The sequence below is a fragment of the Pseudomonas graminis genome (assembly GCF_013201545.1).
Classification (GTDB): Bacteria; Pseudomonadota; Gammaproteobacteria; order Pseudomonadales; family Pseudomonadaceae; genus Aquipseudomonas.
In genome coordinates this window covers 5,330,007-5,349,758 of sequence record NZ_CP053746.1, presented here as the reverse complement: position 1 = coordinate 5,349,758, position 19,752 = coordinate 5,330,007, and the positions used below count along the sequence as shown (strand labels likewise).

Genomic DNA, 19,752 nt, shown 5'->3' with positions numbered 1-19,752 from the left:
AGAGTCCTTATGTATCGCGTCGCCCGTTTTGCCTTGTTGACTCTGGTGGTGGGATTGACCGCAGCCTGTGCGGTGCAGCATCCGGGGTCCCGGAGCTCCGAACAGAGTTCCGAGCCGATCCCGACCATGCCCGGCCCGTCGCCGACCCCGCAGCCCGGCACCCCGCGCACGGCGCCGCAGACACCGCCGTCGACGCCGATCCCGGCGCCGGGCCCGAAAACCTCTTCGCACTTCGCCCCGCCGCCGGGTGGCAACAGCCACTGGGATGCGCGTTTGGGCGTGCATGTGCTGGATAACGTGCCGAATACGTTCTATCGCCAGCGCACCTATTACCGCTGGAACAACGGCTGGACCTGGTCGACCTCGCCCAGCGGTCCCTGGCAGGAGACTGATGCCAGCGGTGTGCCGCCGGGGTTGAGCAAGCAGTTCGGGAACTGATTTAGGCGGCGCGGCTTGCTTTGGCAAGATCAAGATCAAGATCAAGATCAAGGGCGTCTGCCTGGGGGCAGACCGTTTCGCCTTCGGCGAGTTACTTTTGAAAAGCACCAAAAGTAAGCAAAAGTGCCTGCTCCTGGTTGGGCTCCTCCTTCGTCGGAGTACCCTCACTCCGACGACGCTCCGTGGGCCCGCGCCGAACGGACATCCATGTCCTGACGGCGCTCTCGCCGCATCCATGCGGCTCGGCCCACTGCGCGTCGTCTGCGTTCGGCCTGCACCCAAGTCGCGTTTGGCGGTGTTTGAGCCTTTTGCGTATGAAGATCAAAAGCAGATCAAGCGCTTCCCGACTGAAGCCGGTCTTACGGGCGCACGCGGTCTGTTAGTGGGACCGGCTTTAGCCGGGAAGAGGCCGGTGTGAGCACCGAACATCCTGCAGTGTTCTGATCGTTCCCACGCTCCGCGTCCCGCTGACGACGCGCATTCAAGCCGGGTGAGGTGACGCGGAGCGTCACGGGATGCATTCCCACGCGGAGCGTGGGAACGATCAACGATCATCAATTTCGCGGCGTGCCTGCTGATGCTTTCCCGGCTAAAGCCGGTCCTACTGACCGCGCATACTTGTAGGACCGGCTTTAGCCGGGAAGCGGTTGATCTGCTCTTGATCTTGATCTTCAAACACATAACGCCCAGACGACACCCATCGCGACTTGGGTGCAGGCTGAACGCAGGTTTTGCGGAGTGGGTCGAGCGGCATGGATGCCGCGAGAGCGCCGTTGCGGACATGGATGTCCGTTCGGCGCGGGCCCACGGAGCAAGACCGGAGTGAAGGAACCCCGAGGGACGAGGGGCCCAACCAGGAGCAAAAGCCCTTGGTTACTTGGGGCTTTATCAAGTAACTCGCCGAAGGCGAAACAGTCTGCCGTTAGGCAGACGCTCTTGATCCTGGGGTACTAAGCCGAGGGCCTTATTTCGCCGGATAGATCTGATCAAACACCCCGCCATCATTGAAGTGGGTCTTCTGCACAGTGCGCCAGTCGCCGAAGGTTTTTTCCACTGACAGAAAGTCCACTTTCGGGAAGCGGTCGTTGTACTTGGCCAGCACCGCCGGGTCGCGGGGACGCAAGTAATTGGCCGCCGCAATTTCCTGTCCTTCCGGCGACCACAAGTACTTCAGGTACGCCTCGGCCACCGCGCGGGTGCCTTTCTTGTCGACTACTTTGTCCACCACACTCACCGGCGGTTCTGCCTCGGCGGAGACACTCGGGTAGACCACTTCGAACTGATCGCGACCAAACTCGCGGGCGATCATTTCCGCTTCGTTCTCAAAGGTCACCAGCACGTCGCCGATGTGGTTGGTCATGAACGTGGTGGTCGCGCCGCGGCCGCCGGTGTCGAGCACGGGCACGTGACTGAACAGCTCGCCGACGAACTTCTTCGCGGCTGCTTCATCGCCGCCGTTCTTCAGCGTGTAGCCCCAGGCCGAGAGGTAGGTGTAGCGGCCGTTGCCCGAGGTTTTCGGGTTGGGCACCACCACTTCAACGCCATCCTTGACCAGGTCCGGCCAGTCCTTCAGCGCCTTCGGGTTGCCCTTGCGCACGATGAACACCGTGGCCGAGGTGAACGGCGCGCTGTTGTTCGGCAGGCGGGTGACCCAGTCCTTCGGCACCAGCTCGCCGTTGTCGGCCAGCGCGTTGATGTCGGTGGCCATGTTCATGGTGATGACATCGGCAGGCAGGCCATCGATCACCGACCGCGCCTGCTTGCTCGACCCGCCGAAGGACATCTGAATCGTCGCGTTTTCCTGATGCTCGGCGCTCCAGTGCTTCTGGAATGCAGCGTTGTAGTCCTTGTAGAAATCGCGCATCACGTCATACGACACGTTGAGCAACGACGGCGCGGCGGCCTGTGCAGCGCTGCCCAGGGCCAGTCCTGCGGCGAGCAGGGAAGCGGCGAAGATCTTTTTCACTGTGAATTCCTTGTGGCGTTGAGCGGGGGGCGTTTAGTGAGTCGCTCTTGAAAGAGCCGTTGTTATAACCAGGCAAGATGGCGAATTGCTGGCGACTATAACCAAAGTCCCCAGCGGCCCAATAGATCAAAAACTCATGTGCTTATGTCCCGTTGCGCGTCTGCCGGTGCAGGCATCGCGCCGAGCTTGGGAAACAGCGCATTGCCGCAGCGCGAACAGAACGCCGCGTTGGGTTCATGGGCGTTCTTGGCGCAGACCGGGCAGTCGTGCTGCAGTTGATCGCCGCGCATGGCATTGGCCAGTTCGGCGGTGAAAATCCCGGTCGGCACGGCGATGATCGAGTAACCGGTGATCATCACCAGCGACGACAGAATCTGCCCGATCGGGGTCTTCGGCACAATGTCGCCAAAGCCCACCGTGGTCAGCGTGACGATCGCCCAATAGATGCCCTTTGGAATGCTGGTGAAGCCGTGCTCCGGCCCTTCGACGACGTACATCAGCGTGCCGAACACCGTGACCAGCGTCGACACGGTGGCGAGAAACACAATGATCTTCTGTTTGCTGCCCCGCAGGGCCGCCAGCAAATAGTTGGCCTGCTTCAGATAGGGGCTGAGCTTGAGCACGCGGAAGATCCGCAGCATCCGCACTACGCGCACGATCAGCAGGTACTGCGCGTCGCTGTAATAGATCGCCAGGATGCCCGGCACGATCGCCAGCAAATCGATCAGGCCGTAGAAGCTGAACGCGTACTTGAGGGGCTTGGGCGAGCAGTACAGGCGCACCAGGTACTCGACGGCGAAGATGAAGGTGAAAGCCCACTCGACCCAGGCCAGCGGCGTCGCGTAGTTGCGGTGGACGGCTTCGATGCTGTCGATGATCGCCACGAGCAGGCTGCAAAGGATGAGCACCAGCAGGATCTTGTCGAAGCGTCGACCGGGTTTGGTGTCACTCTGAAAAACGATGATGCGTAGCTGTTCGCGCCAACTGATGTTGCTGTCCATGGGGTCGTTCCGCGTGCAAGGTCGGCAGAGCGTGGGACAAAGCGCTCAGGAGCGCAACCTGTCATCGCTGATCACCTTGCGCAGCAGCCGGGTGCTGGCCTGCACCAGCCAGCAGGCCAGAATAAACGGCGCGGTGAGGGTCTCAAGCCCTATGGCTGCAAACCCCGGCTGCAGCAGAATGGACAGCGCGATGGCGCTCGCCGGGAGCCAGGGTTTGTGCCGCGTCTGACTGAAGGCCAGCCCGGCCAGCGCCGGGTTATAGCCGCACAGGCCGGGCAGCGGCAAACCGGGCTGCGACTGCCACAGCACGAAAGCGAGGCCGCTGATGCAACCGACAAAGGCCCAGAGCGCGGCGCGCCGATTGGCGATCAGCAGCCCGACACCGATCAGCAGCCCTGCCAGCGGATGATCGAGCAAGAAGACCTGACCAAACCCCAAGGGCAGGGCGTGGATCGGGCTCATGTCTGCGACGCCGATTGAAGTCGGTTCGACAAACATCAATAACAACCAGCCAAACAGCACGAAGGGCGCGGTGTAGGCGTGGAGGCACGTAGCGCGCGGCGTGCGTTCCAGCCAGGCGTGCATGAGCATCGCGCTGAGTCCGCCGCAGGCAATGGTCAGCAGCGGCACCAGTGGCGACCATTCGACCTGAGAACCGATCAGCAGCCCGAGCAAAATGCCGTTGTAGCTATAGAGCCCGGCTTGGCGCCGGCTTTTCGAGTAGCCGCGACGTTGCGCCGTGAGCAAACCGGCGACGGCACCCAGCAGTGCGCCGCCCAGGGAGGAGGGCGCGCTGATCAGAATCGCCAACAGACAGAAAACCCCGCAGAGGGGGCTGCGTTGCAGGAGCACCTGACTGAACCCGTTGAGCAGGGCTTCGGCCCAGTCGGGGCAATGGTGGGGGGATGCCGTGGGAATGGTTGGCATATATGTATTCAATAGTTGCAGTTATTGTATACATAATGACTTGAGGTACGTAGTTCAGCAAGGTTGTAGGCAAGCTACATCCGCTTCATCGCCACTATCGCTGACACACCGCATCCCTGTAGGACCGGCTTCAGCCAGGAAAGCGTCAGGCGCCACACCGCAAATTTGATGGCGTCGAAACGGGCCTCTTCCCGGCTAAAGCCAGTCCTACGAAAACACCGCGTACCCCCGTGGGACCGGCTTCAGCCGGGAAAGCGCCAGGCGCCACACCGCAAAATTGATGGCGTCAAAACGAGCCTCTTCCCGGCTAAAGCCAGTCCTACGAAAACACCACGTACCCCTGTAGGACCGGCTTCAGCCGGGAAAGCGTCAGGCGCCACACCGCAAAATTGATGGCGTCGAAACGGGCCTCTTCCCGGCTAAAGCCAGTCCTACGAAAACACCGCGGACCCCCGTGGGACCGGCTTTAGCCGGGAAGACGTCAGTTGCTTAAACCCGAAACTGCCGCAACAACCCATTCAGCTGTTCACTCAACCCCTTGAGCTGATGGCTCGCCGCGCTGGACTGTTCCGCCGCCACCGCCGTGCTCTGGGACAACTGCGCCGCCTGAGTGACGTTCTGGTTGATGTCTTCCACCACATGGGATTGCTCAAGGGTCGCGCTGGCGATAGAGGCGTTGAGGCCGTTGAGGTTGCGAAGCGCCTGGCTGATGGAGGTCAGGCTTTGGCCGGCCAGATTGGCCTGCTCGATGGTCAACTGCGACGAACGACTGCTGTCGGCGATGACTTTCACCGCCGCATCCGAATGCGCCTGCAGCCGCTCGATCATCGCCTGGATTTCCGCCGTGGATTTCTGCGTGCGCTGGGCCAGCAGACGTACTTCATCTGCTACGACGGCGAAGCCACGGCCCTGATCACCGGCGCGGGCGGCCTCGATAGCGGCGTTGAGCGCCAGCAGGTTGGTCTGCTCGGCAATCGAACTGATCACCTCCAGCACGCCGCCGATCTGCGTGCTTTCGCTGGCCAGCGTGCGAATCACTTCCACGGCCTGATCGATCGTCCCGGACAGGTGCCCGATCTGCTTCAGGCTGCTGTCGATGTTGGCCTGACCCTGCTGCGCCTGGGACTCGGCGTTGCGCATCTCGCTGGCGGCGTGCTCGGCGTTCTTCGCCACGTCCTGCACGCCATAGGTGACCTCATTGACCGCCGTCGCCACCTGCTCCATCTGCAACGACTGCTGCTGGCTGCGTTCCTGGGCTTGTATCGCGTTGCTGCCCAGCTCACTGGACGCCTGACCAAGGCCGACGGCCGAGGATTGCAACTCGCTGACCACGCCACGCAGCTTGGCGGTAAACGCGTTGAAGTGCCGGGCCAGTTGGGTGACTTCGTCGTTGCCCTGAGTTGCCAGGGTGCGGGTCAGGTCGCTTTCCCCGCTGGCAATGTTGGCCATCGCCTCGACGGTGGCCTTGAGCGGGCCGGCGATGCTGCGCGCGATCAGAATCAACAGCAGCGCCATGACCAGAATGATGCCGGCACTGATCGACAGCGCCTTGACCACCTGCTTGTAGAACTCGGCCTGCACGTCATCGATGTAGACGCCGGAGCCGATGATCCAGCCCCACGGCGCGAACAGCGAAATGTAGGAGGTCTTGCCGACCGCGTCAGTGGCGCCGGGCTTGGGCCAGCGGTAGTTGACCATGCCGGCGCCTTTGGCCTTGGCCAGTGTCACCATCTCGTTGAAGACCTGAAAGCCGTCCGGGTCTTTGATGCCGGACAGGTCCTGGCCCACCAGCTTGGGGTTGGCCGGGTGCATGATCATCACCGGGCGCAGGTCGTTGATCCAGAAGTAGTCGGTCTGGTTGTAGCGCAGCCCGCGAATGGCATCCATCGCCTGCTGCTGCGCTTGTTCGCGGGTGAGGGTCCCGGCGGTTTCCAGGCCATGGTAGAAGTCGAGCAGGCCGCTGGCGGTCTGCACCACGTGCATGGTCTTGATGGTTTTGGCTTCATACAGATCGTCGTGGATCTGCTTGAGCATCGCCGCCGCCAGTGTAAACAGCATCACCACGGCGACGATGAGAATCAGCCACAAACGCCGGCTGATCGAGAGATTGCGCATATTCATGATCGTCACTCCGCTTCTTTATTCTTCTTGTTCGGGCAGGCCGCCCTGTCAGCGCTTGCACGACAGCGCGTTGACCCGCGCCCTTTAACGAAGGGAAGCCACGGTGTCATTAAGCATCTCGGCCTGACCGGTATAAACCTGAGCGTGGACGCAGGCAACTGACACAGGTATAGCGAAAGGCTTACACGACCTGAGGAACTTGGCTCTAGGTTGTAACACGCGCTCGCGGTACATTGGATCCATCAACTGCAGCAACGGACCGCTGCAGGATCAAGGACGATCGACCGTTGCCAGGCATTGGCGGCCAACAGGAAGTTGGACGGTGTTGCACAAACCCGCTTCGGCGGGTTTTTTATTGCCTGCGATTTGGCGAACACCCTTGTGCACCCATTCATTTGCCGAATCTGTACAACGTTTCGACCAAATGTTGCTTCCCGATGGAATTTCCGGCGCTTGCGCCGCTCACAGTACGGACTACACCCGAGTCCAGGACAGGGCCGGCCGGGCAGGCATGGGAAATAATTATTGTGGATGTGGCGCAAATGGCAGCAGACGTACCAAACATGGGACTCATTCTGGTGGTTGAGGACGAGGAAATCATTCGCGAGTTTGTTTGCGAAATCCTCGAGGATGAGGGCTTTACCACCCGTGCGCTGGAGACTGCAGATGAGGCGGCGAAGTACCTCGAAAGCAACGCCGGCGAGGTGGCGCTTCTCCTCACCGATATCCTCATGCCGGGTACCTTGAACGGTGCCGACCTTGCGAATCTGTCAGGCGACAAGTATCCGGACATCCCGATCCTGATCATGTCAGGCCACGAGACGCCCGAAAGCTCTGGCGTCGTCCATCCGGTCGTGTTCATTCGCAAGCCTTGGAGCTTCGGCCAGCTTTTACAAGGCGTGAACAAGGCCCTGGGCTATGACAAAGAAGAAGGCTACTGACTTCAGCGGTCCGGCTCACACCCTTTGAGCACCAGCCGGATGATGGTCTGGGCGGCGGCTTCGTAATCAGCGTCGTCCAGACTTGCTTTGCCCGTCACCGTGGAAATCTGCCAGTCGAAGTCGGCATAGGTCTGGGTGGCGGCCCAAATGCTGAACATCAGGTGATGGGGGTCGATCGGCGCAATCAGACCGTCATCGATCCACCCCTGAATGCATTCGATGTTGTGCCGGGCCTGTCCATTGAGTTGCTCAACTTGTTCGGGTGTCAGATGCGGCGCGCCGTGCATGATCTCGCTGGCGAACACCTTTGAGGCGAAGGGCAGGTCGCGGGAGATGCGGATCTTCGAGCGGATATAACGCGTCAACACGTCAGCCGGCACGCCCTCGCGATTGAACGGCGTCGACGCCTGCATGATCGGCTCGATGATGCTTTCGAGCACCTCGCGATACAGGTTGTCCTTGGACTTGAAGTAGTAATAGACGTTGGGCTTGGGCACACCCGCCTTGGCGGCGATGTCGCTGGTCTTGCTGGCGGCGAACCCCTTGTCGGCAAATTCCTCGCTGGCTGCGCGCAGGATCAGTTCTTTGTTGCGCTCGCGGATGCTGCTCATAAACCGGTCTGTCCTTGCCTGCTCGGCGGTGGCGAATGTTAGCACCGGCCTCCCGGCAGGCTCAACATTGTCACTGCCACCCGACCCCGTCCCTTTGCCGCACCGGCTTGCCACTGTTTCAATGGCGCGCCAGTGGTATTGTGTGGCGGGTTGTACCGGGAGCAGTAGCAGAACTGGCGCCTTATCAAGGCTGAACGCGTATTCGGTGGCGAGGTGTCGGCAGCATGAACAGCCCATTGTTTTCCAGCGTCGTTGCGTATGCCCAGCATTGTGAGCGGCAGTTGGTTGAAATCCTGCACCGCCGGCCGACGCTCGACCGGCAGCAGGTCATGACCTGGGTCGACGAGCAGAGTCATGCGATGAAGGACCGGGATCCCCTCGACCTGTTGCGCTCGCTGAACGCGAGGGTGCGAGCGGGCAAGCCGCTGCCGTGGGAAGGGCATTCCTGAGGGGGTGACCCTGGGCGCGTTTGCCTGTGCCCGTTGAACCTCAGCCTGTGTAGCGAGGGTTGAAGTGCTTCGGTCCCAGGCAAGCGCGCCTTACTTCGATGGAGCGTGTCCTTACTTGTCGCTGATCGCCGCATAAGCCGGCGCGGGCTTGCGGTTGTAATACATGGCGGCGCCCACCAGCAGCATCAGAATACCCAGCAGTACCATCGACGAACCCACCGTGCCGAAATCCAGGCCACCTTTTTCATGGGGTTTGGTCAGCACGTCGCCCAGGGTCGCGCCAAACGGGCGAGTCAGCACGAAGGCGATCCAGAACAACGCCACCGAAGACAACCGGGTCGTGTAGTGAAGCACCACGACCAGGGCAATCGCCGAGCCGATCAGCAACGCCCCGCCCATGAAACCCAATCCCGAGTCATCCGCCAGGAAGTCGCCCAGCGCCGTGCCCAGGGTGTTCGAGAACAGGATGGCGAACCAGTAGAACAGCTCGGCTTTCATTGTGGTGACGCGGCTGACTGACAACGACCGTTCGCTCCAGTACCAGGCCGAGAAGATCGCCAGCAGGATCGCCACTAGAATGGCCGAGCCTGCGGCATAACCGAGGCCCAGCGTGCGGTCCATGAAATCGGACATGGTGGTGCCCGCCGTGCTGGTGGACAGAATGACCAGCCAGTACAGCGCCGGGTTATAGCGTTTGGAGGCCAGTTGGGTGATGAGCGTGACGACAAAGACGCTGATTAAAATAAGGGAGCTGATCAGATAGCCAACGTCGAGGGTCATCGACAGCAAGTCGCCTGCTGTTTCGCCTAACGTGGTGGCACAGATTTTCATGACCCAGAACGCGAGCGTTATCTGCGGAAGTTTGTTCATTGTGATTACCGGGTGGTGCAGACAGGGAGGTTTGAGTGTCTGCCCGACAGTGGCCGACGGTGCCTATCTTCCCGGAGTGGAAGTTAAAAATCGGTCACATGAAAATGAAAAGCGCATTAAATGCCCGGAGCGCAATGCCCCGGACATTCTGCAGTGAACGCCTGCTGCCGGCGGCCCGTGAAGGCGTTTGCCGGCACCGTCCAAAGCGATCAGAAGAACACTTTCACCAGCAAACTCGCGGTGTTCTGGTCGGTGTCGAAAGAGCGCGTGTCGTTGATGCCGTACTTGTTGCTCCAGTAATCGTATTCGACGCCCACATACAACTGCCGATCCGGAAGATTAAGCGCCTTGCCCAGGTCGTATTTGATCTGCGGGTTGAAGTGCAGGTTGGAGTGGTAATCGCCTTTGCTGTTGGACTGCTTATTGTCCACGACCCAATCCATGAAACCGTCGATGAGAATGTCGGACTTGCCCACGGGAATCGTGTAGGACCAGACCGGCGTAATCTGCCAGGCGCCATAGCCTGCGCGGTGGCCGTCGGTGTAACGCTTGTAGAAGTTGAGCTGGAAGTAGTCAAAGCCAGGCACCTTCAAATCAAAACCCGGGCCGATCAGATACGACTCGACATCCCCTTCGCCAAACTCGTACGTCGTCGCCAACAACACGTCAGTGATCGGTCCCAGCTGGAACTTCTGATCGAAGATCTTGCCCAGGGACAGGCGAGGGGAAATCTCCCCGTACGTCGATGCGTTGCCCAGGCTGCCGTCTTTTTTGCCGTTGTAGCTGATGTAATCGAGGAACACGAAGTTATCGCCGTATTTCCAGCCATCGGCATGTTCGTAGGTGAACGTCTGCTGGTTCTCAGGGTTCACGGCGAAGTTCTTGCCGTAAAGGTAAGTCAGGCTGTTGCTCTGCCACTGCAGCAGATCACCCGACATGGCAGGCGCGGCGGCCAGCAGGCTACTGGCGGCCATCAGGCTGGAAAGCGTGCGGTTCATGTAAGACTCCCTTGGATTGACGTCGTGGTTTTTTTTGAACGGACGCTCTGTTATGGCGCCTTGGGTTTAATTAACTAAGTTGTCTGTTTGGTCAGCTTTGAGTGAATAGCAAGAGCTGAGCCAACACCTTGAAAAAAGACAAAAAAGTCCTGCCGGCTGTTTAAAGAACAGTCGATTGGTCGTTTTTTCGATGCCGTTTGGAAGATGCACGGGCTGATCGGAGAGTTGTCCGGTCAGTCAGGTTAGTTGCAGTGTTGTTATTGGGCTGAATTCGAGCGGCGGCGGAGGATACTGACTCGCGCAGCCGTGCTCAAGTGCTCTGTGACAGCGCACTCCCGTCGAAAACAGGGCAACCCCTCAGTGTGAATGCAGCGGCCCGGCCATCGCTGCGCGCTCGGCACCGCCCAGCACGTTGAACAGCAGGTTCAGCAGCACGGCGCTCAATGTCGCCATGGCGATGCCGCTGTGGGTGATCGGCCCCATCCACTGTGGCAACTGGCTGAAGAATTCCGGCCTTACCACCGGGATCAGGCCCATGCCGATGCTCACCGCGACCAGCAGCTGATTACGCCGATCGGCGATGTCCGCCTCCTGAAGGATCTTGATCCCGGTGGCGGCGACCATCCCGAACATGGCGATGGCCGCGCCGCCCAGTACGGCGGGCGGAATCGAGGCCACCAGATAAGCCGCTTTCGGCAGCAGGCTGAGGAGGATGAGAAACCCGCCCGCGACGATGGTCACCGAGCGGCAGCGCACACCGGTCATCTGCACCAGCCCGATGTTCTGCGCAAACGAGGAGTGGGTGAAGGTGTTGAGAAAGCCCGCAAGAAACGAGGCGGCCGCGTCGCACAACAGGCCCCGGCGCAGCATGCTCGGGGTGACTTCGCGGTCGGTGATCTTGCCCAGGGCGAGGAACATTCCTGTGGATTCGACAAAAATAATCACCACCACCAGGCACATCGACAGGATCGGCGCGAGACTGAATTGCGGCATGCCGAAGTGCAGGGGCGTGACCACCTTCAGCCATTCGGCCTGACCCAGTCCACTGAGGTCGACCATGCCGATGAAGCCGGAGAGGATGTAGCCCAGGCCCATACCGATCAGCACCGAGATATTCACCCAGAAGCCGCGCATGAAGCGGTTGATCAGCAGAATCGTCAGCAGCACCAGCGCGGCGACGCCGAGGTAGACCGGGTCGCCGAAGCTCACCGCCTTGCTGCCGCCGCCCGCCCAGTTGACCGCCACCGGAAACAGCGACAGGCCGATGGAGGTGATCACCGTGCCGGTCACCAGCGGCGGAAAGAAGCGCACGATTTTCGACATGAACGGGGCGATCAGCATGCCGAAGAAGCCCGCCGCGATGGTCGCGCCGAAGATCCCCGGCAGGCCGACGCCGTTCATTCCGGCCATCGCCACCATGCTGCCGACGGCGGCGAAGCTGGCGCCCATCATGATTGGCATGCGAATCCCCAGCGGACCGATGCCGAGGGACTGCACCACCGTGGCGATGCCGGCGACCAGCAGGTCGGCGTTGATCAGAAAGGCGATTTCTTCCCGGGAAAGCCCGGCGGCCTGGCCGATGATCAGCGGCACCGCAACGGCACCGCCGTACATCAACAGAACGTGTTGCAGGCCCACCAGGATCAGTTGCAGCAGTGGCAGGGGCTGTCGTGGCGGCGCGGCAGGGATGCGCGCGTGAGTTGACTCGGACATGCAACACCTCATTTGTTCTTATTGTGGGGTTGAAGCTTTGAATCGGTGGAGGCGACAAGCTTCAAGCGGCAAGCCTCAAGCCAAAGCCGATCGCGTACTGCCTTGGCTTGGCGCTTGCTGCTTGAAGCTTTGAATCCATCCAGGCCACAAGCTTCAAGCTACAAGCCAAAGCCGACCGCGTACTGCTTCTAACTTGTGGCTTGCCGCTTGAAGCTTGCAGCTGCTTAGTTCGTCTGCGCCCCTTTATCGATCCATTGCCCCAGCAGGTCGCGTTCCTGTTGGGTCATCTGGGTGATGTTGCCCAGCGGCATGATCTGCGCGGTCACGGCCTGGGCCTGAATGCGCGGGGCGAGTTGCTGGATCTGTTGCGGCGTGTCGAACATGATCCCGGCCGGCGCGCTGCTGAACAGCGGGCTGGTGGGTTTGGCAGAGTGGCAGACGGTGCAGCGTTCCTGAATCACGCTGTGGACCTTCTCGAAATCAACACCGCCGCTGCTGGCTTGCGCCGGTTGGGCTGCGGCCTCTGCGGCAGGTGCCGGGGCGGCGGCAGGGGCTGGCGCTGGTGCGACCTCAGGCTTCGCCTCGTCGGCGCGATGGCCACCGATGGCCGTACCCGGCAGCGGCTGGTACTGAATTTTCTCCGCCACGTCCGGGCCACGGGTCATTTGCGCCGGGGCGGTGACGTAGGCCAGGCAAATCATTCCCAATGCCCCGACCGGCAAGGCCCAGGCGTATTTGTGACTGTTGTGACGGGTGTTGAAGAAGTGACGCACCAGCACCGCACACACCGCGATCCCGGCCAGGATCAGCCAGTTGTACTGACTGCCGTAGGTGCTCGGGAAGTGGTTGCTGATCATGATGAACAGCACGGGCAGGGTGAAGTAGTTGTTGTGCCGTGAACGCAGCAGACCTTTGGCCGGCAGCGACGGGTCCGGCGTGCGGTTCTCGGCGATGGCGGCAACCAGCGCGCGCTGGGCCGGCATGATGATGCGCAGCACGTTGCCGACCATGATCGTGCCGATGATTGCGCCGGTGTGCAGGTAAGCCGCCCGCCCGCTGAACACCTGGCTGAAGCCGAAGCAGGCCGCGATGACCAGCACAAACAGCACCAGGCCCAACAGGGCGGGGCGCTTGCCCAGGGGTGAATCACACAGAATGTCGTAGATCGTCCAGCTGGCGATCAATGAGCCGACGCCGATGGCGATGCCGGCGCCACCGCTCAGCGTGCTGCCGGGCGCCAGCAGGTAAAGGGTGGGGTTGGAATAGAACACGATGCACAGCAGCGCGACGCCCGACATCCAGGTCCAGTAGGCTTCCCATTTGAACCAGTGCAGGTCGTCCGGCATGGTGGGTGGGGCCAGTTTGTACTTTTCCAGGTGGTAGATACCGCCGCCGTGAATCGCCCAGAGGTCGCCTGACAGACCGTCGCGGGGGTTGGCGCGGTTGAGGTTGTTCTCCAGCCAGACGAAATAAAAGGACGCGCCGATCCAGGCGATCCCGACGATCATGTGAATCCAGCGCACGCCCAGATTCAGCCATTCCATCAGATGTGCAGCCACAGTCTTACCCTTTGCCTGCCACCCTTTGGCGGGTGGTCAGACCCTTCTTATAGTTGGGGATCGAGAACCATCTTCTGACTCTCTTCGAAGAAATGCTCATCGCAGTTATTGCCGTTGCCACTGCGATCAACCACCAGGAAGTCATCCCGCTTTTCGATCGTCAGCACCGGGTGGTGCCAGACGCCGCGATGGTAATTAACACCCTGCCTGCCATTGGTGATGAAGGCGCGGGTCAACTCGGGTTCAGGTGCATCGCCAAGTGGCGCGACCACGACCAGAAAAGGATGGCCGAGCAGCGGAATGAAAGCCTGGCTGCCCAGCGGGTGGCGCTCCAGCATGCTGATGGTCAACGGCATGTCCAGCGCCTCGGCGCGGAAAATGCTGATGATCGCCTTGTCATCCGGCGTGGCCGTTTCAACCTCGGCCAGACGGTGAAAGCGCATGGTCGAGCCGTTGTTGATCATGAAATGATCGCTGCCATCGGTTTCGATGACATCGCCGAACGGGGCGAAGGCTGCCTTGGTCAACGGCTCGATGATCAGTGTGCGCATGCGGAGTCTTCTGTTCTCTTGATTGACGAATCATCTGTAGGAGTGAGCTTGCTCGCGATTGCGATATCTGTAACGCCTGTGATGGCTGATCCGACGCTATCGCGAGCAAGCTCACTCCTACAGGTTCATGTGTTGTCCGTTCCCGCATTGCGTGAGAACGGCATCCTCGTTATTTCGCAACCTTGCCCAACACCCGCAACCGGCTCACGCCGCCATCCGGGAACACGTTCAGGCGGATGTGGGTGATCGGTCCCAGTGCCTTGATCTGCTCGACGAAGGTGTGTTCGGCGTGCATTTCCAGCTTCTGGCTCGGCAGCAGTTCGCGCCAGAACAGGCTCTGGGTCTCGATCTGGCTGTCGGTGCCGCCTTTGACGAACGCCGCCTGAATCGAGCAGCTGTCCGGGTAGTTGCCCTTGAAGTGCAGGGTGTCGACGACAATCTGCTCAACCTCGCCGGCATGGCCCAGCGCCACGATCACCCAGTCATTGCCAGGGGTGCGGCGACGGGCGGTTTCCCAGCCGTCGCCCATGTTCACGCCACGGCCGGGGTTGAGGATATTGCTCATGCGCCCGAAATGCTCGTCGGAGCAGGCCAGCGCACGACCACCATTCAGCGCAGCGGCCAGATCGATCTGTTCGTTGTCACCCACCGCCGACCAGTCCCGATGGGGCACGCCGTACACCCGCAGACGGGCCACGCCGCCGTCCGGGTAGATGTTGAAACGCAAATGACTGTAGGCCTTGGCGTCAGCGATCTCGTGGTAGTGGTGGCTGTCACCCTTGAGCTCGACGGCGGGCAGCACTTCGGCCCACTCGGTGTGCTCGTCCGGCTCCCCCGACGCCAGGAAGCACGCTTCCAGCGAGGCCGAGGGCGGGTAGTTGCCGGTGAAGAACGAGGTGTCGATGTCCACGCCCTTGATCGAACCGGCGACGCCCAGACGGATCACTGCACTGTCGTAACCTTCGAAGCGCTTGCGGCGCGACTCCCAGCCGTCCATCCACTTGCCGTTGTCGTCGAACACGCCTTCTTTCCAGACCGCAGGGGTCGGCTGGAACAGGCGGTTGGCGTCGGCGAACCAGTCATCGGTGACGGAAAGGATCTTCGTGCCCAGACGCGCATCGGCCAGGTTGACGAACTTCTCGAAGGGTGCGGCGTAAGCTTTCATTCTTTTTGTCTGCCTTTGATAGGGGGGCGTGGGAACGGTCGGTCAGAGGGCTTGCAGGCGGAACATCGCGATCTTGTTGATCTCGGCGAGGGCGCAGGCAAACTCGGCGTCGGCCGTGTTGTGAATGCGCGTCTCGAAAGCCGCGAGGATCTGATGCCGGTTGCTGCCTTTCACCGCCATGATGAAGGGGAACGCGAACTTAACCTTGTAGGCGTCGTTCAGCTCGGTGAAGCGCTGAAACTCTTCGGCCGTGCATTGGTGGATACCGGCGCCAGCCTGTTCAGAGGTACTGGCTTCGGTCAGTTGGCCTTGCACGGCGGCTTTGCCGGCAAGGTCCGGGTGGGCGTTGATCAGCGCCAGTTGCGCGGCGTGATCGGCACTCAACAGGATGTCGCTCATGCGTGCATGCAGCGTCTCGATGTCATCGAGCTCGTGCAGCTGGCCCCGGTCGTACGCCTGTTCGGCAACCCAGGGCGAGTGTTCGTAGATGTCGGCGAACGCCTGGACGAATTCGTCGCGGCTGAGGGAAGAGGGCGTCAGGGTCTGAAAACGGCTCATTCGGCAGCTCCGTTGAAGGGATGAACTTGGTGCCAGTGCCGCGCGATCTCGACGCGACGGGCGAACCAGACCTGCTCGTGACCTTTGACGTACTGAAGAAAACGCTGCAGCGACGCCAGTCGGGCAGGGCGGCCGATCAACCGGCAGTGCAGGCCGATCGACAGCATCTTCGGCGCCTCGGCGCCTTCAGCGTAGAGCACGTCGAAGGCGTCTTTCAGGTAATCGAAAAAGTCATCGCCCTTGTTGAAACCCTGCACCTGGGTGAAACGCATGTCGTTGGTGTCCAGGGTGTAGGGGATCACCAGATGCGGCTTGCCGGCGGGGGTGTTCGGCTCCCAATAGGGCAGGTCGTCGTCATAGGTGTCGCAGTCGTAGAGAAAACCGCCTTCTTCCATCACCAGCCGCCGGGTGTTCGGGCCGGTGCGCCCGGTGTACCAGCCCAGTGGACGTTCACCGGTGAGTTCGGTGAGGATGCGGATCGCTTCGAGCATGTGCTCGCGCTCCTGGGCCTCGTCCATGTTCTGGTAGTCAATCCAGCGATAGCCGTGGCTGCAGATCTCATGGCCGGCGTCGACCATGGCGCGGATTACGTCCGGATGACGTTGTGCAGCCATGGCCACCGCGAAGACCGTCAGCGGGATGTCGAATTGCTTGAACAGTTTGAGCACGCGCCACACGCCGGCGCGGCTGCCGTATTCGTAGAGCGATTCCATGCTCATGTTGCGCTGGCCCTGCAGCGGTTGCGCGGCGACCATTTCGGAGAGAAACGCTTCGGACTCCTTGTCGCCATGCAGAATGTTGCGCTCGCCGCCTTCCTCGTAATTGAGCACGAACGACAGCGCGATACGGGCATTGCCTGGCCAGCGGGGATGGGGCGGGTTACTGCCGTAACCGATCAGGTCGCGTGGGTAGTCGGCGCTCACTGCAATCTTCCTTATCTAGCCTGTGTTCTGTGGCGGTGGTCGTCAGGGCGATGCAGCAAGGTGCCGCGACGGTCGTTGCGATGGTGAGATTGTATACAACTTTATTTACAACTTGTAACCCTGTTTTTTCACTTCCCGCCACTCCCGGCCTCATGGGATCACTGTGCAAGAAACCTGCCTGAGTGGTCAGATATGGCGCTTGTTATCGCGTATTCATCTGCCTTGTGTCGCTATCCGAGGCAAGGGGCCGCGGCGGGTGATCAGTGAAAATTTAGGTGATTTTAATTGTGTACAATCTGCGCTGAAACTGTCTTAATCCTTCTCATGTCTTACCGCTGATGCCCTTTTCGGGTGCAGGCCATCTCTTACTCTCTCACTGAATGAGGCAACGACACGCCATGGGACGACTCACCACTCACGTGCTGGACGCTGCACATGGCTGCCCCGGCAGCTCCATCCGCGTTGTGCTTTATCGGGTCGAGGGTGACCGGCTGGAGAAAGTCGCCGAGGCGGTCACCAATAGCGACGGCCGCTGCGACGCACCGCTGTTGCAGGGCGATGACTACCGGTCTGGCGTCTATCAATTGCAGTTTCAGGCCGGCGAGTACTTTCGCGGCAAAGGCGTGCAGTCCGGCACGCAGGCGTTTCTCGATGAAGTGGTGCTGCGCTTCGGCATCGACGCCGGGCAAGACCATTACCACGTGCCACTGCTGATTTCGCCTTACAGCTATTCGACCTATCGCGGCAGCTAGATCGCTGCCGTTTGCTGCTCCCCCTGTTCCTCTTGCCCGCCCACACTGCGGGCTTTTTTCTGCCCTTGGTTTCTGCCCCGAGTTTGTGGCTTTTAAGACGTCAGCGGCTGATCAGGGCGACGGTGCCCGCAGTGCCGAACAGGCCGGCGCTGATGCGGTTGAACCAGGTCTGGCCCTTGCCCGTACGCAGATAGCGGGCCGCGCCCTGGGCGCTGAGGCCGTAGAACAATTTGCAGCTCAGGTCGAGCACGGTCCAGGTGGTGATCATGGTGATCAACTGGCCGAAGAACGGCTCATCAGCCTTGAGAAACTGAGGCAGAAAGGCGGCGAAAAACAGGATGTCTTTCGGGTTGCTGCCGCCCAGCACGAAGGCGCGCCAGAACAGCGAGCCAAACGCCGGTTTGCTGGACGCCTCGGGCACTTCGGCGGCGGTGGCGGGCAGGCGCGACTGTTTCCAGCTCTGCCAGGCGAGGTAAAACAGGTACAGGCCGCCGACGATTTTCAAGGCGCTGAACAGTTGCTCGGACGCCAGCAGCAAGGCGCCCAGACCCAGGGCCGAAGCGCTGAGCAGGCAGATCGATGCGCAGACGCCGCCGAGGAAGGCGGGGTAGGAGCGCAGCAGGCCGTAATTCAGGCTGTTGCCGATCATCAGCAGTGACAGCGGCCCCGGAATCAGAATGACCACCAACGCCGCGCCGCTGAACAGCAGCCAGGTCTCCAGTGTCATGGGGTGTTCTCCTTGTTTATTCGAAAGCGCAAACGCCGCGGGCTGCGCGGCGCTTCAGGTCATGAGCGGTTACGACTGCCATCCATCAGCAGTGCGGCAGCCGGACAGCGTTACAAAAACACGAACTTGGCGATGAAAATCGCGCACAGCACCCACAGGCTGATGGAGATTTCCCGGTGGCGGCCTGTGCCGGCCTTAAGCACCACGTAGGTGATGAACCCCAGCGCAATCCCGTCCGCCACCGAAAACGTCAGCGGCATCATGATCGCCGTGACGATCGCGGGAATGCTGTCGGTGGCTTCGTCCCAGTCGATGTGCGCCATGCCGCCCATCATCAGCATCGCCACGTAAATCAATGCACCTGCCGTCGCGTAAGCGGGAATCATGCCAGCCAGCGGGGCGAAGAACATTGCCGCAACGAACAGCACGCCCACGGTCACGGCGGTCAGACCAGTCCGACCCCCGGCCGCCACGCCCGAGGCGCTTTCCACGTAGCTGGTGACCGGCGGCACACCGACCATCGCGCCGAACACGCTGGAGGCGCTGTCCGCCTTCAAGGCCCGCGAGAGGTTCTCGATGCGGCCGTCTTCGCGCACCAAACCGGCGCGCTGTGCCACACCCATGAGCGTGCCGGCGGTGTCGAACATGTGCACGAACAGAAACGCCAGCACCACGCTGATCATGCTGACGTTGAACACGCCCGCCAGGTCCATGGCCATCCAGGTTGGCGCCAGGCTCGGCGGCATGGAGAAGATACCGTTGTAATGCACCAGCCCCAGGCCCCAACCGGCCAGCGTCACCGCGATGATGCTGATGAGGATCGCGCCGAACACCCGGTGATAACTGAGCACGGCAATCATCAGAAAGCAGATGGCGGCGAGCAGCGGACCGGGCTCGCGCAACGAACCCAGTTTGATCAGCGTCGCCGGGCTGTCGACGACGATGCCGGCGGTCTTCAGGCCGATCAGCCCGAGAAACAGACCGACCCCCGCGCCCATGGCGTAACGCAGGCTGACCGGGATGCTGTTGAGCAGCCATTCGCGGATCCGCGACAGGGTCAGGACCATGAAGATCCCGCCCGAGACGAACACCGCGCCCAATGCCGTTTCCCAGCTGTAGCCCATGGTCCCGACGACGGTGTAGGTAAAGAACGCGTTCAGGCCCATCCCCGGCGCCAGGCCCACCGGCCAGTTGGCGTACAGCCCCATCAACAGACAACCCAGCGCGGCGGCGATGCAGGTCGCGACGAACGCCGCGCCATGATCAATGCCGGCGTCGGCCATGATGTTGGGGTTGACGAAGATGATGTAGGCCATGGTGATGAAGGTCGTGAGCCCTGCCAGCAGCTCGGTTCGGACGGTCGTGCCGTGCAGGCTGAGCTTGAACAGGCGTTCAAGCAGGCCTTTGCGCGGCAGCGTGAGATCCAGCGGCGTGGCTTCGGTTTTGCGACTTTCCACAGTGAAATCCTCGGGACGTTTTTGT

General features: G+C 61.0%; 19 protein-coding genes. 4 read left to right on the top strand and 15 right to left on the bottom strand.

Annotated elements, in window-relative coordinates:
* The first annotated feature begins 9 nt into the window (after window positions 1-9).
* The gene (locus FX982_RS23720; protein WP_122622861.1) at window positions 10-438 is read left to right on the top strand and encodes a hypothetical protein; all 429 of its coding nucleotides are present in this window, start codon (window positions 10-12) and stop codon (window positions 436-438) included.
* A gap of 964 nt (window positions 439-1,402) precedes the next feature.
* Here FX982_RS23720 and FX982_RS23715 read toward each other — a convergent pair.
* From FX982_RS23715 to FX982_RS23700, 4 genes are all read right to left on the bottom strand, one after another.
* Window positions 1,403-2,404: a sulfate ABC transporter substrate-binding protein gene (locus tag FX982_RS23715; protein WP_172612835.1), complete on the bottom strand. Its 1,002-nt coding sequence runs from the start codon at window positions 2,402-2,404 to the stop codon at window positions 1,403-1,405.
* Window positions 2,405-2,538: 134 nt separating this feature from the next.
* Window positions 2,539-3,405, bottom strand: a complete 867-nt coding sequence (locus tag FX982_RS23710; RefSeq protein WP_172612834.1) for an ion transporter — start codon at window positions 3,403-3,405, stop codon at window positions 2,539-2,541.
* A 45-nt stretch (window positions 3,406-3,450) separates the two neighbouring features.
* Window positions 3,451-4,332, bottom strand: a complete 882-nt coding sequence (locus FX982_RS23705) for an urea transporter (RefSeq protein WP_172612833.1) — start codon at window positions 4,330-4,332, stop codon at window positions 3,451-3,453.
* Window positions 4,333-4,821: 489 nt separating this feature from the next.
* Window positions 4,822-6,453 (bottom strand): methyl-accepting chemotaxis protein, encoded by a 1,632-nt coding sequence (locus FX982_RS23700; RefSeq protein WP_172612832.1) that lies wholly within the window; start codon window positions 6,451-6,453, stop codon window positions 4,822-4,824.
* Window positions 6,454-6,995: 542 nt separating this feature from the next.
* Here FX982_RS23700 and FX982_RS23695 point away from each other — a divergent pair.
* Window positions 6,996-7,394 (top strand): response regulator, encoded by a 399-nt coding sequence (locus tag FX982_RS23695; RefSeq protein WP_172612831.1) that lies wholly within the window; start codon window positions 6,996-6,998, stop codon window positions 7,392-7,394.
* Between the two features lie 2 nt (window positions 7,395-7,396).
* Here FX982_RS23695 and FX982_RS23690 read toward each other — a convergent pair whose 3' ends face one another.
* On the bottom strand, window positions 7,397-8,005 hold the full coding sequence (locus tag FX982_RS23690; RefSeq protein ID WP_172612830.1) for a TetR/AcrR family transcriptional regulator: 609 nt from the start codon (window positions 8,003-8,005) through the stop codon (window positions 7,397-7,399).
* Window positions 8,006-8,229: 224 nt separating this feature from the next.
* On the opposite strand from FX982_RS23690, the gene FX982_RS23685 reads away from it, so the two are divergent.
* The gene (locus FX982_RS23685) at window positions 8,230-8,454 is read left to right on the top strand and encodes a hypothetical protein (protein ID WP_065988731.1); all 225 of its coding nucleotides are present in this window, start codon (window positions 8,230-8,232) and stop codon (window positions 8,452-8,454) included.
* 111 nt (window positions 8,455-8,565) lie between these two features.
* Here FX982_RS23685 and FX982_RS23680 read toward each other — a convergent pair whose 3' ends face one another.
* From FX982_RS23680 to puuE, 8 genes are all read right to left on the bottom strand, one after another.
* On the bottom strand, window positions 8,566-9,324 hold the full coding sequence (locus FX982_RS23680; RefSeq protein ID WP_172612829.1) for a COG4705 family protein: 759 nt from the start codon (window positions 9,322-9,324) through the stop codon (window positions 8,566-8,568).
* A gap of 209 nt (window positions 9,325-9,533) precedes the next feature.
* Window positions 9,534-10,322 (bottom strand): hypothetical protein, encoded by a 789-nt coding sequence (locus tag FX982_RS23675; protein ID WP_172612828.1) that lies wholly within the window; start codon window positions 10,320-10,322, stop codon window positions 9,534-9,536.
* Between the two features lie 357 nt (window positions 10,323-10,679).
* Complete coding sequence (locus FX982_RS23670) at window positions 10,680-12,035, bottom strand: nucleobase:cation symporter-2 family protein (RefSeq protein WP_172612827.1); 1,356 nt, start codon at window positions 12,033-12,035, stop codon at window positions 10,680-10,682.
* A 224-nt stretch (window positions 12,036-12,259) separates the two neighbouring features.
* Entirely contained in the window at window positions 12,260-13,594 is a 1,335-nt protein-coding gene (locus tag FX982_RS23665; protein ID WP_172612826.1) for a urate hydroxylase PuuD, read from the bottom strand.
* A gap of 47 nt (window positions 13,595-13,641) precedes the next feature.
* The gene (locus FX982_RS23660) at window positions 13,642-14,145 is read right to left on the bottom strand and encodes an ureidoglycolate lyase (RefSeq protein WP_122622636.1); all 504 of its coding nucleotides are present in this window, start codon (window positions 14,143-14,145) and stop codon (window positions 13,642-13,644) included.
* 169 nt (window positions 14,146-14,314) lie between these two features.
* Window positions 14,315-15,310, bottom strand: coding sequence for an allantoicase (gene alc / locus FX982_RS23655; protein ID WP_172612825.1), 996 nt, complete (start codon window positions 15,308-15,310; stop codon window positions 14,315-14,317).
* Window positions 15,311-15,352: 42 nt separating this feature from the next.
* On the bottom strand, window positions 15,353-15,868 hold the full coding sequence (uraD, locus tag FX982_RS23650) for a 2-oxo-4-hydroxy-4-carboxy-5-ureidoimidazoline decarboxylase (protein ID WP_172612824.1): 516 nt from the start codon (window positions 15,866-15,868) through the stop codon (window positions 15,353-15,355).
* On the bottom strand, window positions 15,865-16,791 hold the full coding sequence (gene puuE, locus FX982_RS23645; RefSeq protein WP_172612823.1) for an allantoinase PuuE: 927 nt from the start codon (window positions 16,789-16,791) through the stop codon (window positions 15,865-15,867). The genes uraD and puuE overlap by 4 nt, the downstream gene beginning before the upstream one ends.
* A 398-nt stretch (window positions 16,792-17,189) precedes the next feature.
* Between puuE and uraH the strand changes: the two genes are divergently transcribed.
* On the top strand, window positions 17,190-17,543 hold the full coding sequence (gene uraH, locus FX982_RS23640) for a hydroxyisourate hydrolase (RefSeq protein ID WP_122622640.1): 354 nt from the start codon (window positions 17,190-17,192) through the stop codon (window positions 17,541-17,543).
* A gap of 100 nt (window positions 17,544-17,643) precedes the next feature.
* Here uraH and FX982_RS23635 read toward each other — a convergent pair whose 3' ends face one another.
* Both FX982_RS23635 and FX982_RS23630 read right to left on the bottom strand, forming a co-directional pair.
* Complete coding sequence (locus tag FX982_RS23635) at window positions 17,644-18,270, bottom strand: LysE family translocator (RefSeq protein WP_172612822.1); 627 nt, start codon at window positions 18,268-18,270, stop codon at window positions 17,644-17,646.
* Between the two features lie 110 nt (window positions 18,271-18,380).
* Complete coding sequence (locus FX982_RS23630) at window positions 18,381-19,727, bottom strand: NCS2 family permease (RefSeq protein ID WP_172612821.1); 1,347 nt, start codon at window positions 19,725-19,727, stop codon at window positions 18,381-18,383.
* Window positions 19,728-19,752 lie beyond the last annotated feature (25 nt).